Raw genomic sequence first — 14,036 nt, forward strand, 5'->3', positions numbered from 1 at the left:
GCGGGCACGGCCGGCCGCGTGGCGACCTAGGTGTGGAGCCGCAGCCGTGGTGGCGTGGGTGGACGGCTCAGCCGTGGTGGCGTGGGTGGACAGCCCAGCCGTGGTGGCGTGGGTGGACAGCCCAGCCGCGGTGGCGTGGGTGGACAGCGCGGGCGCGGTGGTGTGGGTGGACAGCCCAGCCGCGGTGGCGTGGGTGGACAATCCAGGCGCGGTGGCGTGGGTGGACAGCCCAGGCGCGGTGGCCTGGGGGCGGTGGCGTGACGGTGGTGACTGGGTGGGTGTCAGACGAGGCCTGACTGGTAGGCGAAGACGACCAGTTGGGCTCGGTCTCGGGCGCCTAGCTTGATCATGGAGCGGCTGACGTGGGTGCGTGCCGTCGCGGGGCTCACCACCAGCTCTTCGGCGATCTCGTGGTTCGTGAGGCCGCGGCCTACCAGGGCGACGATCTCGCGTTCGCGCTCGGTGAGGCGGTTGAGCTGGGGGTGTGGGGCGATCGGGCGGATCGCCCGGCCGGTGAACTCGCGGATCAAAGTCTTGGTGACCGACGGGGCCAGCAGTGCGCCGCCTTCCACGACCGTGCGGACCGCGTCGAGCAGGGTGGCCGGCTTGGTGTTCTTGAGCAGGAAGCCGCTGGCGCCGAAGCGCAGGGCGTCGAAGACGTACTCGTCACGCTCGAAGGTCGTCAGCACGATCACCCGCGTGCCGGGCAGCGCGGGATCGGCGACGATGCGCCGGGTCGCCTCCAGGCCGTCGATCCCGGGCATCCGGATGTCCATGAGGATCACGTCCGGCCGGGCGCGCCTGGCCTCCTCGACTGCGGCCAGCCCGTCGGCCGCCTCTCCGGCCACCGCGAAGCCGTCCTCGCTCTCGAAGAGCACGCGCAGCCCCATCCGCACCAGATCCTGGTCATCGGCGATCAGTACGGAGATCACAGCGCCTCCCGACGCGGACAAGGCCCAACAAGCGCCTGAGCGGACGGCTCCAGGGCGGACGGCGGCGGGGCGGACGACGGCGGAACGCGCGGCGCCGAGGCAGGCGACGGCTGGAGGTCGGGTGGCGGCTGCGAGGTGGGTGGCGGCTCGGAAGTGGGTGGCGGCGGAGAGGGCTCGGAGGTGGCTGGTGCCTGCGCGGAAGACGGCCGAACGCGCGGCGCAGAGGTAAGCGACGGTTGGAAGTCGGGTGGCGGCTCCGAGGTGGGTGGCGGCGGAGAGGGCTCGGAGGTGGACGGCGCCTGTGTGGGCGAGGGCAGGGAAGAGGGCGGCGGCTCGAAGGTAGGAGAGGGCCGGGGGATGGGGGCGGCTTGGGGAGTGGGAGCGGCTTGGGGAGTGGGGGCGGCTTGGGGTGGTGAGGTGGGCAAGGCGGAGGGGGTGTGGGGGAGGAGTGCGTGGACGGTGAAGGTGGAGGCGGGGGTGGGGGTGGCGGTCAAGGTGCCGCCCAAGTGTTTGGCTCGGCGGCGCATGCCGGTTATGCCGAAGCCGTCCGTGTGGGGGAAAGGCGGGGCCGGGTTGGTGATGCACAGGTCCACTGCTGTGGGGCTGTGCTGGATCGTCACCGTGGCCTGGCGTTGGGTGGCGTGCTTGAGGACGTTGGTCAGGGACTCCTGGAGTATTCGGAAGGCGGCCGCGTCGACGTCCGGTGGCAGGTCGGCCGCCGAGCCGTGCACGGTGAACGTCACCGAGACCCCGGCCGAGCGCAGGCGGTCGCACAGCTCCTCCGCGCCGGCCAGGCCCGGTGACGGCGGCGCGCCGGCCAGCGTGGCGCGTAACTCCTCCAGGGCCTCGTAAGCCGCCGCCGAGATCGCGGTCAGCGCCTCGTGCGCCTGGGCCGGGCGCGCGTCGCGCAGGTGCAGGGCTATGTCGGCCTGCATCTGGATCGCGGCCAGGCCGTGCCCGACCACGTCGTGGACATCCTGGGACAGGCGCAGGCGTTCGGCGTCGGCTATGCGCCGTTCCGTCTCGGCCCGCTCGCGCGCCTGCGCCTCCACGACCATGCGGCGGGCTCCGCCCAGCGTGAACGGCACGATCACCCACGCCGCCCCGGGGGCCAGGCCGACCAGGCCGGGCGGGCCGGTGAACGTGTGGATCAGCACGATCGCCAGCGCCGCCACGGCCCACGGCAGCGCCCGGCGCAGTGTGAGACGACGGCCCACCGAATAGACGCCGACGCCGAAGGACAGCAGGATCGGCCCGTACGGGAAACCGGCGATCAAGTAGGCCGAGGTGGCGGTCGCGGCGACGATCAAGGCCGGCCCGGGCAGGGCCCGGCGCAGCGCGGTCGCCCCGGCGGCGACGGCCACCAGCAGCGCTGTCACCCAGGTGACCTCGGCGAACCGGCTGAACAACGGCAACGTGCCCAGGCCCACGAGCAGCAGCGCGACCGGCACGGCCGTGACTCGCAGGCTCGGCAACGTCGACATGTGTCCACCTTGCCCCAGCCCAGCCGCCAGCACATCAACCCACGGTCGTACGTTCGCGGGCGTACATCCGAAGCCGCTCGTGAACGGACGCCAGGGACTCCCGGGCCCGGCACTGTGAAGGCATGAGACGCCGCAAGCTCTGGCTGCTTCTGCACCTTCTCTCGGCCGGCGTGTGGATCGGCGTCGACGTGATGGTCGCCGTGCTCGTCGCCGTCGGAGCGTGGGGAGAGGACCGCGAGCTGGCCTACCGGGCGCTCGGCACCTTCGTGGTCTGGCCGATGCTGACCTCCGCCCTGGTCTGCCTGATCACCGGCGTGCTGCTCGGCCTGGAGACGAAGTGGGGTCTCGTCCGCTACTGGTGGGTGGCCGTCAAGCTCGTACTCAATCTGGTCCTCTGCACTTTGATCCTGGTCCTGTTGCGGCCGATGATGCCCGAGGTGCGGGCGTACGGCGAGGGCGCCGCCACCGGTCTCGACCCCAGCAGCCTGGCTTTCCCGCCGATCGTCTCGCTCACCGCGCTGAGCCTCGCCACCGTCCTGTCGGTCTACAAGCCGTGGGGCCGGATCGCGCGCAGGAGACCCTCGAGCCGCTCCCGGTGATGGAAGTCGTCCAGCACCTCGCTGATCCAGGCCGCCGGATCGAGGCGTTCGTCGGCTCTCAGCCAACTCACGCCGGCCAGTTCCGTGATGTGACCCAGCTGCGCGATCAGCATCGAGAAGTCGCCGGGCCGGGAGAGACGAGCCGGGCCGCCGGCTGCGATGTAGGACGACATCAGGGCCCGCGCGCGACCGGGGTCGGTGCGCCCGAACTCGAACAGCACGCAGGCCAGCTCCTGAGCCGGGTCGGCCGGCCCGCTGTTCTCCCAGTCGATGACGCACAGCCCGCCGTCCGGCGTGGGCAGCACGTTGTCGGCCCACAGATCGCGATGGCACATCTGCAGGGCCGTGGGCGGCGTGAGCCACTCCTCCAGGGCCACCAACTCGTCGCGCAGCGCCGCCAGCCGGCCGGCGAAGGGAGCCGCACGGAGTTCGTCGATCAGCTCGTCCCAGCGGGCGGCGCCGACGGGCGCCGTGTGCCATTCCTCGACCGGCCCGCCGGCGGGCACGAACACCCGGTGGATCGCGGCCACCGTCGCGCCGACCAGCTCCGGATCGATCAGCGGGTCGGGCGGGCCGAGCTCGACCCACTCGTACACCCGCAGGTGCGGTTCGCCGCTGGAGAGCCGGACCGCCGGCGCCCGGACCCCGGCCGCCCGCGCCTTCTCCTGGAAGGCCGCCCCGCCGGCGGCGACGGGATGGAACGGCACCTTGACCGCCCAGCGCCCGTCCGAGGTGTCGAGCCGCCACACCTCGCCCTGCTTGCCATGCGCCACCGGCCCGTCGGAGAGCCCGAGGAAGCGGCCCAGCCCGAACAGCCCGGCGATCGATGCACCGTCCACACAGGTACGGTAGCGCCGTGAATCCGTTCCTGGAGAAGCTTTATCAGTCGGGCCTCGATCACGACGCGGCCGAGCCGGACCGGCGGCGACGCCTGCGCAACCTCGAACCGGCTACCGCCGAGCTGCTGGCCACCGTCGTGCGCATCGCCAAGGCGAGGGACATCGTCGAGATCGGCACCTCGAACGGCTGGTCGGCGATCTGGCTGGCCGGTGCCGCCCGCGACACCGGCGGGCACGTGACCACCGTCGACGTCCAGGAATGGCCCGGCGCCGCCGAAAATCTCGCGGGCCTCGGCGTCGAGCGGGTCGTGGCCGACGGCGGCGACTATCTGGCCCGGCAGAACGACGGCGAGATCGACCTGCTGTTCCTGGACGCCGAGCGGACCGAGTACGCCTCCTGGTGGCCCCATCCGGCCCGGGTGCTCCGGCCGGGCGGGGTGCTGGTGGTCGACAACGTGCTGTCGCATCCGGACGAGGTGGCCGATCTCCTGGCCCTGGCCCAGGACCGCTTCATCGGCGGGACGGCGGCGGTCGGGAAGGGTCTCTATCTCGGATGGCTGAAGCCGCAAACCCATCGATGAGACGGGCGGGCCGGAGCCCGGCGACTGACGCACAGGCGCCATGTCGCTTTGTGGCCAGACGATTTTTCACAACGCCGTAACCAAATATCCACATGCTTCACCGCAACCCCTCGATCCACAGGAGTTGCGCCTTGTTCCACTCAGTCCTGGCGGTCGTCACGACCGCCGCCCTGGCGACGGTGCCGGCCGGTCAACCCGCGCCGGCGCCCGCCGCCACGCCTGAAGGTCAAGCGAGAACCGTCACCCTCATCACCGGCGACCGGATCACCGTGACCGGCTCGGCCGTCGGTGTCCTCCGCGCCTCGGGTGGCGTCCGCTTCAGCACCTTCAAGGGCGACACGTACGCCTATCCCGACGCCGCGATGCCGTACGTGACCTCGGGCCTGCTCGACGAGGACCTGTTCAACGTCACCAAGCTGATCGCCGACGGCTACGACGACGCGCACACCGGCGCCACACCCGTCATCGTCCAGTACGCCGGTGGAGTTGCTCCGGCCGGCAAGCAGCCGGCCGGTGTGACGCCGGTGCGGACCCTGGGCAGCATCGGCGGCGCCGCGCTGACCGTGGACCACGACGGCGCGGCCGGCTTCTTCGGCTCGCTGACCGCCCGCAAGGGCACCTCGATGAAGGGCGCCATCTCGCGCGTCTGGCTGGACGGCAAGGCCCACGCCGACCTGGCCGACAGCGTCGCCAGGATCGGCGCTCCCGAGGTGTGGGCCGGCGGCGACACCGGGCAGGGCGTCGCCGTCGCCGTCCTCGACACCGGCGTCGACACCGGGCACCCCGACCTGGCCGGGCGGATCGCCGAAACGGCCAGCTTCGTGCCCGGCCAGGAAGTCACCGACCGGCACGGGCACGGCACCCACGTGGCCTCCACGATCGCCGGCACCGGCGCCGCCTCCGACGGCAAGGAGCGTGGCGTCGCCCCCGGCGCCGAGCTGCACATCGGCAAGGTGCTCGACGACGCCGGCGAGGGTCAGGACTCCTGGATCATCGGCGGCATGGAGTGGGCCGCCCGCACGGCCAAGGCCAAGGTCGTCAGCATGAGCCTGGGCGGCGGCCCGAGCGACGGCACCGATCCCCTCAGCGTCGCGGTCGACCGGCTCAGCGCCGAGACCGGCGCCCTGTTCGTCATCGCGGCCGGCAACAGCGGCCCGGACGCCCAGACGGTCAGCGCCCCGGGCGCGGCCGACTCGGCGCTCACCGTGGGCGCGTCGGACAGCCGGGACCGGCTGGCCGTCTTCTCCAGCCGCGGCCCGCGGGTCGAGGACAACGCCCCGAAGCCGGACATCACCGCGCCGGGCGTGGACATCCTGGCCGCCCGCTCCCAGTACGCCCCCGAGGGCGAGGGCGCCTATCAGACGATGAGCGGCACCTCGATGGCCACGCCGCACGTGGCCGGCGCGGCCGCGCTGCTCGCCGCCCAGCATCCGGACTGGACCGGCCCGCGGCTCAAGGACGCGCTGATGAGCACCTCCAAGGCGACACCGTGGTCACCGGTCGAGTTCGGCGGCACCGGCCGCCTCGACGCCGCCGCGGCGGTGAAGGGCACGCTCTTCGCGACCGGCACGACGTTCCACGAGCTGAAGTTCCCGTACTCGCCGGGCCAGCAGGACACCCGGAGCATCACCTACACCAACATCGGCGACGAGGCCGTCACCCTCGACCTGGCGTCGACGAACGAGGCCTTCACCCTGCCGCGGAAGCAGGTCACCGTCCCCGCTCACGGCACCGCGACGGCCGACGTGGTCGCTCCGCTCGACCCGATGCCCGACGACACGTACGCCATCGGCTCGGTCACGGCGACGAGCGAGGGCCAGAGCCTGCGTACGACCGTGGGCCTCAACCGCGAGGGCGAGCGCGCCGACCTGACCGTCAACACCAAGGGGCCCGACGGCAAGCCGCTGCCCGGCGTGCTCATCGTCAAGGACATCAAGCACGACACCGCACCGCGCGCCTACGAGGTGGACGCCACCGGCTCGCTGACGCTGCGCCTGCCGGTCAGCACCTGGGCGCTGTGGCAGTACGCCGACGTGCCGGGCCTCCGCGGCCCGCACTCGATGGGCATGGCCGTGCTGGCCGCGCCCGAGGTCGTCCTCGCCGCCGACCGCAAGCTCACGCTCGACGGCACGAAGCTGGTGCCGGCCAAGGTGACCACCCCGGAACGCACCAGCATGGCCCAGCTGCGGGCCGACGTCTTCCGGTCCTACCCGGGCAAGCACCCGTTCGGCGACGACTACGTGGTCGGCCCGAAGTACGACAGCATCTGGGCCACCCCGACCGGCAAGAAGGTCACCCAGGGCGCGTTCACCTTCGGCACCCGCTGGAGCGCCGTCCAGCCCCCGCTGGCGCTCACCGCCGGTGGAAAGGTCTTCGACGACCTGCTGTGGCAGTCCGGCTCGCCCAAGCTGGCCGACGGCGTCAAGCGCGGTCAGGCCGTGCTGGTCAAGCCGGGCGGTTCCTTCGCGGCGGCCAAGGGCAAGGTCGCGGTCGTACGCTTCGTCGACGTCGACACGGCGATCGCCCAGGCCGCGGCGGCGGCGAAGGCCGGCGCCACCCTGCTCGTCATCGTCAACTCCGGCACGGGACGGCTGGACGCCTGGTGGGAGGTGGGCGACCCGCTCACCCCGCTGCCCGTCGCCGCCATCGCCCGCGACGAGGGCGAGCAGCTGATCGCCCGCCTCGGCCGGTCCGGCGTGACGGTGGAGTCGCACCCGGCGCCCCACTACGTCTACGACCTCAGCAAGTGGTTCTCCGGCGCGGTGCCGGCCAGCCTGACCTGGCAGCCGAAGCAGCGTGACCTGGCCCGGGTCGAGCAGGACTTCCGCTACCGCACGGCCGGCTCCGGCCTGATGGCCCGCGGTGACCTGAACGCCGATCTGAACGCCTATCTCTTCGGGCCGGCGCTGACCATTCCCGCTCAGGGCAGGCGCACCGACTGGGTCTCCACCGGCTCCTGGATGGAGCAGGCGGGCGTCCGCCCGGTCACGCAGCTCTCCGACGGGCACGCCTATCCGATCGGCCGGACCAGCCGGACGAGCTGGTTCGCCCCCGTCGCCCGGCCCCGGCTGTTCGAGCGCGGTGGCCCGGCGCGCATCGGCGAGGCCGTCGCCGTCTTCAACCTGCCGGCCTTCGGTGACGGCGACCCGCACCACCAGGGCACATTGGAGGAGGGGCTGACCCAGAGCACGGCCCTGTACCAGGACGGCACCGAGCTGGCCCGTGTCGACGACGGGTCGTTCTTCGACGTGTTCGTCGGCGCCGGTGCGACCCCCCTGCGACTGGTCACCGAGACGGCGCACGCCGGCACGGTCACGCCGTACAGCACCAGAACGACCACCGCGTGGTCGTTCGTCGCGCCCGCGGTGGACCTGAGCCAGGACGTCGTCAGCGAGCCGCTCGACCTCGTACAGCTCGACTACACGGTGGCGACCGACCTGTCCGGCCGGGCTTCCCGCCGGGCCGAGCTGGATGTGACCGCGAGCCGTCTCGACGGCACCGCGCTGCGGACGGCGGTCAAGGTCGAGGTGTCGTACGACGACGGCCGCACCTGGCGGACGCTGCGCGGCAAGCTCGACGCCCCACGGTCGGCCACGTACGTCAGTGTGCGGGCGACCGCCGAGGACAAGGCGACGCGCTCCGCGGTCACCCAGACCGTCATCCGGGCCTTCGGGCTCAAGTAGAAGGGGCGGGCCCGGATCACGCCCGTGCCAGCGCACGAGATCCGGGCCCGCGGGGTGAAAGCTCAGGCCAGCGCTTCCCGCAGGGCCTTGCGGGCGTAGTGGGTGCGCGACTTGACCGTGCCGATCGGCACGCCGAGCCGGTCGGCGATCCGCTCGATCGGCTCGCCGCGCAGGTAGACATCGCTCAGCAGCCTCCGGTGGGCCTCGCTGAGCTGAGCGAACGCCGAGCGCACGGCCTTGGACGCCAGAGCCGTGTCACCGGTCTCGTCGCTGCCGGTGGCCACCCAGGTCAGGTCGGCCACGCCCACCTCGACCGGCCGGTAGCGCCGCGACCGGACCGAGTCGATGACCAGCCGGCGCGCCACCGTGAACAGCCAGCGGCGCTCCTCCTCCGAATTGGGCGGCAGCCCGTTCACGTGCCGCCAGGCCCGCACCATCGTCTCCTGCGTGAGGTCCTCGGACGTCTGCCGCGCGCCCCGCGTCAGGTGGAGGATGAAGTAGTAGACGTCGCGGGAGTGCGCGGCGTGCAGGGCGGTCATGCGTGCGGTGGCGTCCATGACTCACCCGGCCGTGTGGAATCGGCGCAGTTTCCGGTGAACGGCGGCCGGGTTCTCCTCCGGCAGGAAGTGGCCACCGGCCAGTCCCTCGCCCTCGACGTCGTCCGCCCAGCCCCGCCAGACCTCCAGCGGGTCGTACCACGTGCCGACCGGCCCGCCGGCGCTCCACAGCACCTGCACGGGGCAGGCGATCCGGCGGCCGTTCGCCTGATCCTCGTCGTCGGCGGCGCGGTCGACGGTCGCGCCCGCCCGGTAGTCCTCGCAGATCGCCCGGACGACGTCCGGGTCGTTCACGAAGTGCGAGTACTCGGCCAGCGTGTGCTCGTCACGCTTGCGCAGCGCGCCGCCGAACTGGATGTCGAAGAAGAACCAGTCCGGGTCGTGGACGATCAAAATCTCCGGTACCGGGTACGGCTGAGCCAGCATCGCCCAGTGCCAGTAGGCCAGGGCGAAGCGGTCGTCCGCGCGCGCCCACACCTCGCCGGTCGGGACCACGTCGAGGACGGTCAGGCGCCGTACGGCGGAAGGACTGTCCAGAGCGAGCCGGTAACCGACCCGCCCGCCCCGGTCGTGCCCGGCCACGTCGAAACGGTCGTGGCCGAGCTTGGCCATCAGCCCCAGCATGTCGGCCGCCATGGCCCGCTTGCTGTAGGCGTGGTGTTCCGGGTCCGGCTCGGGCTTGGAGCTGCCGCCGTAGCCTCGCAGGTCCGGCGCCACCACCGTGAAGTCGCGGGCCAGCTCCCCGGCCACGGCCGACCAGCAGAGGTGGGTCTCCGGATATCCGTGCAGCAACAGCAGCGGCGGCCCGGAACCACCCCTGCGAACCCGGAGCGTCTGGTCGCCGACCGTGATCTGCTCCAGCTCGTACCCGTCGAACCCCGGCATGGGAGTCTCCTCGCTTGGGAAAGAGCGGTGCCCGCCGGCGCCGTTGCCGGCGGGCAGCCGCGGCTCAGCTGGTGAAGGCGACCGCTTCGAGGATCGCGGCCGTGACCTCGTCGGGCCGGGAGGTCGCGATCGCGTGCGACGCGCCGGCCACCTCGCGGACGCCCTGCGGCGAGGACCGCTGCACCTGCCAGCGGAAGACGTCGGCCGGGATGTTGCGGTCGCTGTCGCCGTAGACCTCCCACGTCGGCAGCGTCTTCCAGGCCGGCTTGTCGGTGGTGAGTTCGTCGGTGAGCGCCTTCTGGGTCACCGAACGCTGGGTGCGGCCGAGCAGGATGGCGTCCTCGAGCTCGAGGTCGGCGCCGAACTGGCTCGGGAACTTGGCCGGGTCGATCTTCAGCTCGGTGTTGCCGTCGGACAGCGGGAAGGTCACCAGGGCCTCGCCGAGCGTGCCGCCGGGGAACTTGCCGGACAGGGAGAAGGCGGACTCGCCGTGGTCGGGCACGAAGGCCGCCACGTAGACCAGTGCCCGCACCGGGTCGAGACCGGTCGCGGCCTCGGTGATCACCATGCCGCCGTACGAATGGCCGACCAGAATCACCGGGCCGCCGACGCCGTCGACGACGTCGCGGACGTACTGGGCGTCGCCGGCCAGGCTGCGCAACGGGTTGGCCACGGCGAGGGCGTCGATGCCCTGCTTGGCCAGTTCGGAGATGACCGGGTTCCAGGCGGTGGAGTCGGCGAACGCGCCGTGCACGAGAACTACTGTCGGCTTCATCATTTTCTCCTTATGCGAGACCGAATTTGATGGCCGCGACGGCCTGGGCGGTGGCGGCCCGCGAGGCGCGGGTGTCCTTGAGCGGGTTGAGCATCATGAAGTCGTGGATGGTGCCGTCGTAGCGGACGGTCGTGATGGGAACGCCGGCCGCGCGCAGCTTGGCCGCGTAGGCCTCGCCCTCGTCGCGCAGCACGTCGGCCTCGTCGACGAGCAGGAAGGTCGGCGGCAGGCCCTCGAGGTCCTCCAGCGACGCCTGGTTGGGCGAGGCGGTGATCTCCGAGCGCACGGACTTGTCCGGGGCGTACTGGTCCCAGAACCAGGCCATCGCGGCCGCGGTCAGGTGCGGGCCGTTGGCGAACTGCCGGTAGCTCTCGGTGTCCATCCGGGCGTCGGTCACCGGGTAGTACATCGAGACGTGCTTGAAGGTGACGTCGCCGCGCTGCTTGGCCAGGATGCTCACGGCCGCTGTCATGTTGCCGCCGACCGAGTCGCCGGCCACGGCCAGCCGCGAGGCGTCCAGGCCCTCGGCGGCGCCCTCCTTGACGATCCACTGCGCGGTGGCGTACGCCTGCTCGATCGCCACCGGGTAGCGCGCGTCCGGCGACGGCGTGTACTCGACGAAGACGAACGCGAAGCCGGTGCCGATGGTGAGCTGGCGGACCAGGCGGTCGTGGGTGCCGTTGTTGCCGAGAACCCAGCCGCCGCCGTGGATGTAGAGCACGGCGGGCAGCGGGCCGGTCGCGCCGACCGGCTTGACGATGCGGACGCGCACGTCGCCGACCTCGGCCGGCACGGTGATCCACTTGTCGTCCACGGCGGGCAGATCGGTCAGCCCGGCCTGCACGCCGTCGAGGATCTTGCGGGCCTCGACCGGGCTCACCTGATAGACGAACGGCGGCTGGGCGGCCGCCTCGCCGAACGCCTGCGCGGCCGGCTCCAGAACGATGTCGGACACTTTCTGTTCTCCGTTCCTCGGGTATGGGCTCAAGCTAGGAAGGCGCAGTGCGGAACCAGTGACGTCGCGGTGACGGCCTACGCGGCCAGGTTCACCAGGGGCGCCGGATCGCCGGTGCGGGAGACCTCGGTGAAGGCGGTCAGCAGGGTCCGCTGCTCCGCCGGCGACACCCGGCCGTCACCCGGAGTCCCGAGCCGGGTCCGGGCCCGGCGGGTGAGCTGCCGGGCGTGCGCCTCGGTGACGCCGAGCAGTCCGGCGATCTGGCGGTAGGGGAGCGCGAACGCCTCCCTCAGCAGATAGGCGACGCGCTCGCGGGGGCCGAGCCGCGACAGCAGCAGCGCCATCGCGCCACGCAGCTCGTCGGCCTCGACCACCAGCGCCGCCGGGTCGTCGTCCGAGCCACCGCGCTCGGACGGCCACAGACCGACCGGGCTCTGGTGCCTCGCGTACGCGGTCGTGGTCCGGGTCAGTGACAGGCGGGTCGTGGTGCGGCTCAGAAACGCCGGGGCGTCGCGGACCACCGAGCGGTCCGTGCCGTCCCAGCGCAGCCACGCGTCCTGCACGACGTCCTCGGCGTCCGGGCCGGCGATGCCCCGGGCGATGCGGAGCAGCCGATCACGTACACCGAGGAACTCGTGCAGGCCGTCGTCGATCGTCATGGTTCCTCGCATGGCAGGAACGCTAGGAATTCTCAGTGCGGGTCGAGTGCCGATGCAGTGACGTACGGGAACTCGCCGCTCGCGCGGACCGCGGTCAGCCCGGTGCTCACCGCCGAGTTGGTGGCCAGCGAGAACATCACCTCGGGGGCGTTGTCACTCAGGTGCCGCCCGTTGAAGTCGGTGAAGCCGAAGACCGCGGCCGTGCCGACCTGATAGGGCAGGGTGTCGGGCAGGATCCGCTGGGCCACGGCCAGGGCGTACGCCTCGGGCCGGGCCGACGTGCCCAGGCGCCGCACGGCCGCCGCGACCAGGCCACGCACCTGGCCGCCGTAGCGGGCCCAGTCCTCGCCCGGGTGGGTGCCGTTGGCCGCGCTCGCCTCGTCGCCGGCGGCGTCGCGGAAGATCGGCCAGATCATCGGCAGGCCGGCCCGGCCGGTCTGGTGCCAGCCGCCGGCGTCGGTGGCGAGCAGCGAGGCGCTCCACACCCGGATCATGCGGTCCGGGAAGAGCTGCCCGTCGCGGTGCGGCACGCGCAGCACGATGCTCCACACCGAGGAGCCCTCGAACGTGTTGGTGGCCTTGCCCGGGAGGAAACCGGTGATCTCGGCGTCCTCGCCGTGAATGACCAGCTGATCGACGGCGGCCAGCTGGGACAGGTCCAGATAGAACGGATCGAGCGCGCGGCCGGCCCAGACCCGCAGCCCGTCCGGGCCGTCGACCGGCTCGCCGACCGGGCCCGCCGCGATCTCGGCGCCGTCGCGGGTGACCCGCACGCCGCCGGCGGCGAAGGTGAAACCGAAGACCAGGTTCTCGGCCGGCGAGTCGTCCAGGTGGACCCGGAACTCGTAGCGGGCCTCCTCGTGGAACCCGTCGGCGACGGCGTCACCGGCCAGTGAGGTCCGCACGTTCATCACGAAGACGGTCGCGTCCAGGTCGTCGAAGACGTACTGGTCGGTGATGTTCAGGCGCGGATCCTGGCGGGCCTGGGGCGAGTCCAGGTGGTGCGACATGGGGTTTCCCTCCGTTGCTCCTGCGGTTTCGCGGTCACCGTAGGAGCCGGGGGTGTATATCGACTGACGATGGAGTGACCGGCGGCTCGGCCGCCGTGGCCAGGGCCGGGGCCGGGACACCGGCCCTGCTCGCCGCGCAGACCACCCGCCGCCATGGTGGGCACCAGTCGCGCAGGGCGAGCGCGAAATGCTGGTCGTCGAGCAGCCCGGCGCCGGGCGCCGCGGTCAGCGCCTCCCGGGCGTACGTCAGCAGACGCCCGGCCAGCGCCGTGCCGCCGCGCCAGGCCCCGGCCACCGCGGCCAGATCCATTCCCCAGCCGTACGCCGCGCCGCCGGCCCGCAGCCGTTCGAAAGCCCGCGCGTACGCGACCGCCCGGGCGGCGTTCCAGGCCGCGCGGATCTCGGTGACGGTGACCGTGAGGGGCCCGATGGGCGGTGGCTGATCCTTGGGCACCGCGGCCTCGGTGATCATCTCGTCGGCCTGCCAGCCGGTCAGGATCCTGCGGTCACCGACCAGGGCGTACGCCTCGGCGGCCAGCGCCGCCTCGGCCGCGGCCAGTTCCTCGTACACCTGGCCGGCGAAGTGCCCCGCGCTGCCCGGTCCGGCGTAGGCCACGCACGGGACGTTCTGAAAGCGCGCCGCGGTGGCGTTCAAGAGGGGGAGCAACCGCCGGTACGCGCCGTGGTCGCCGCCGACCACATAGGACGGGCCGTGCTCGATCGTACGCGGCCGCCCGGCGATCGCACATCCGGCGAACAGCACCCCCGAACCGCGCATCCAGGCCGCCCGCCGTCCCGTGTCGGCGAACCGCGACGCGCAGCCGTCGGCCACCACGTCGCCCGGGTCGAGCACGGGCAGCAGCTCGGCCAGGAGGTCGTCCAGCTCCGAGCCGTCCAGCAGGATCAGCACGCGCGGCGCGCTCAGCGATTTCGCCATCCCGGCCGCGCCGCGCCGATCGGCCACCGCGACGCGATAGCCGTGCCCGGTCAGATTGCGCACGAAGGCCGCGCCCCGCTCGCCGTGGGTCACCACACCGATCGTCGTCATGCCCGCACCCAACGACCGGCGCGGATCTC

At 72.3% G+C, this 14,036-nt stretch carries 13 protein-coding genes; 3 read left to right on the forward strand and 10 right to left on the reverse strand.

Annotated features, from left to right (window positions below):
• Window positions 1-281 precede the first annotated feature (281 nt).
• The gene (locus ACQP2X_RS19155; RefSeq protein ID WP_498698804.1) at window positions 282-932 is read right to left on the reverse strand and encodes a response regulator transcription factor; all 651 of its coding nucleotides are present in this window, start codon (window positions 930-932) and stop codon (window positions 282-284) included.
• Window positions 929-2,416: a sensor histidine kinase gene (locus tag ACQP2X_RS19160; RefSeq protein WP_498698806.1), complete on the reverse strand. Its 1,488-nt coding sequence runs from the start codon at window positions 2,414-2,416 to the stop codon at window positions 929-931. Before ACQP2X_RS19160 ends, ACQP2X_RS19155 begins: the two co-directional genes overlap by 4 nt.
• A 122-nt stretch (window positions 2,417-2,538) precedes the next feature.
• On the opposite strand from ACQP2X_RS19160, the gene ACQP2X_RS19165 reads away from it, so the two are divergent.
• Complete coding sequence (locus ACQP2X_RS19165; protein ID WP_498698807.1) at window positions 2,539-3,015, forward strand: hypothetical protein; 477 nt, start codon at window positions 2,539-2,541, stop codon at window positions 3,013-3,015.
• Here ACQP2X_RS19165 and ACQP2X_RS19170 read toward each other — a convergent pair.
• Entirely contained in the window at window positions 2,961-3,854 is an 894-nt protein-coding gene (locus tag ACQP2X_RS19170; RefSeq protein ID WP_498698808.1) for a phosphotransferase, read from the reverse strand. The two genes, ACQP2X_RS19165 and ACQP2X_RS19170, sit on opposite strands and share 55 nt — an antisense overlap.
• A 17-nt stretch (window positions 3,855-3,871) precedes the next feature.
• Here ACQP2X_RS19170 and ACQP2X_RS19175 point away from each other — a divergent pair, with 17 nt between their 5' ends.
• Together ACQP2X_RS19175 and ACQP2X_RS19180 are read left to right on the forward strand one after the other, a co-directional pair.
• A complete protein-coding gene (locus tag ACQP2X_RS19175; RefSeq protein ID WP_498698810.1) occupies window positions 3,872-4,435 on the forward strand; it encodes an O-methyltransferase in 564 nt (187 codons plus the stop codon).
• A 131-nt stretch (window positions 4,436-4,566) separates the two neighbouring features.
• Window positions 4,567-8,118 carry a S8 family serine peptidase gene (locus tag ACQP2X_RS19180; protein ID WP_498698811.1) on the forward strand — a complete coding sequence of 1,184 codons (3,552 nt, stop codon included), beginning with the start codon at window positions 4,567-4,569 and terminating at the stop codon, window positions 8,116-8,118.
• A 62-nt stretch (window positions 8,119-8,180) separates the two neighbouring features.
• On the opposite strand, the gene ACQP2X_RS19185 is transcribed toward ACQP2X_RS19180, so the two are convergent.
• The 7 genes from ACQP2X_RS19185 to ACQP2X_RS19215 all read right to left on the reverse strand — a co-directional run bounded on the left by ACQP2X_RS19185 (window position 8,181) and on the right by ACQP2X_RS19215 (window position 14,007).
• Window positions 8,181-8,675 carry a sigma-70 family RNA polymerase sigma factor gene (locus ACQP2X_RS19185; protein WP_498698813.1) on the reverse strand — a complete coding sequence of 165 codons (495 nt, stop codon included), beginning with the start codon at window positions 8,673-8,675 and terminating at the stop codon, window positions 8,181-8,183.
• Between the two features lie 3 nt (window positions 8,676-8,678).
• On the reverse strand, window positions 8,679-9,560 hold the full coding sequence (locus ACQP2X_RS19190) for an alpha/beta fold hydrolase (RefSeq protein ID WP_498698815.1): 882 nt from the start codon (window positions 9,558-9,560) through the stop codon (window positions 8,679-8,681).
• Between the two features lie 64 nt (window positions 9,561-9,624).
• Window positions 9,625-10,335 carry an alpha/beta fold hydrolase gene (locus tag ACQP2X_RS19195; RefSeq protein ID WP_498698817.1) on the reverse strand — a complete coding sequence of 237 codons (711 nt, stop codon included), beginning with the start codon at window positions 10,333-10,335 and terminating at the stop codon, window positions 9,625-9,627.
• 10 nt (window positions 10,336-10,345) lie between these two features.
• On the reverse strand, window positions 10,346-11,290 hold the full coding sequence (locus ACQP2X_RS19200; protein WP_498698819.1) for an alpha/beta hydrolase: 945 nt from the start codon (window positions 11,288-11,290) through the stop codon (window positions 10,346-10,348).
• 77 nt (window positions 11,291-11,367) lie between these two features.
• Window positions 11,368-11,961, reverse strand: a complete 594-nt coding sequence (locus tag ACQP2X_RS19205; protein WP_498698820.1) for a sigma factor-like helix-turn-helix DNA-binding protein — start codon at window positions 11,959-11,961, stop codon at window positions 11,368-11,370.
• Window positions 11,962-11,981: 20 nt separating this feature from the next.
• Entirely contained in the window at window positions 11,982-12,959 is a 978-nt protein-coding gene (locus ACQP2X_RS19210) for a DUF4331 family protein (protein ID WP_498698822.1), read from the reverse strand.
• Window positions 12,960-12,993: 34 nt separating this feature from the next.
• Window positions 12,994-14,007 (reverse strand): NAD(P)-binding domain-containing protein, encoded by a 1,014-nt coding sequence (locus ACQP2X_RS19215; RefSeq protein WP_498698823.1) that lies wholly within the window; start codon window positions 14,005-14,007, stop codon window positions 12,994-12,996.
• Window positions 14,008-14,036: the final 29 nt, after the last annotated feature.

The organism is Actinoplanes sp. CA-131856 (genome assembly GCF_050956135.1).
Lineage (GTDB): Bacteria > Actinomycetota > Actinomycetes > Mycobacteriales > Micromonosporaceae > Actinoplanes.

Excerpts from the sequence above, each read along its gene's own strand:
- ACQP2X_RS19195 (WP_498698817.1), bottom strand. The coding sequence starts at position 10,335 with ATGAAGCCGACAGTAGTTCTCGTGCACGGCGCGTTCGCCGACTCCACC.
- ACQP2X_RS19165 (WP_498698807.1), top strand. The coding sequence starts at position 2,539 with ATGAGACGCCGCAAGCTCTGGCTGCTTCTGCACCTTCTCTCGGCCGGC.
- ACQP2X_RS19215 (WP_498698823.1), bottom strand. The coding sequence starts at position 14,007 with ATGACGACGATCGGTGTGGTGACCCACGGCGAGCGGGGCGCGGCCTTC.
- ACQP2X_RS19160 (WP_498698806.1), bottom strand. The coding sequence starts at position 2,416 with ATGTCGACGTTGCCGAGCCTGCGAGTCACGGCCGTGCCGGTCGCGCTG.
- ACQP2X_RS19190 (WP_498698815.1), bottom strand. The coding sequence starts at position 9,560 with ATGCCGGGGTTCGACGGGTACGAGCTGGAGCAGATCACGGTCGGCGAC.
- ACQP2X_RS19185 (WP_498698813.1), bottom strand. The coding sequence starts at position 8,675 with ATGGACGCCACCGCACGCATGACCGCCCTGCACGCCGCGCACTCCCGC.
- ACQP2X_RS19210 (WP_498698822.1), bottom strand. The coding sequence starts at position 12,959 with ATGTCGCACCACCTGGACTCGCCCCAGGCCCGCCAGGATCCGCGCCTG.
- ACQP2X_RS19205 (WP_498698820.1), bottom strand. The coding sequence starts at position 11,961 with ATGCGAGGAACCATGACGATCGACGACGGCCTGCACGAGTTCCTCGGT.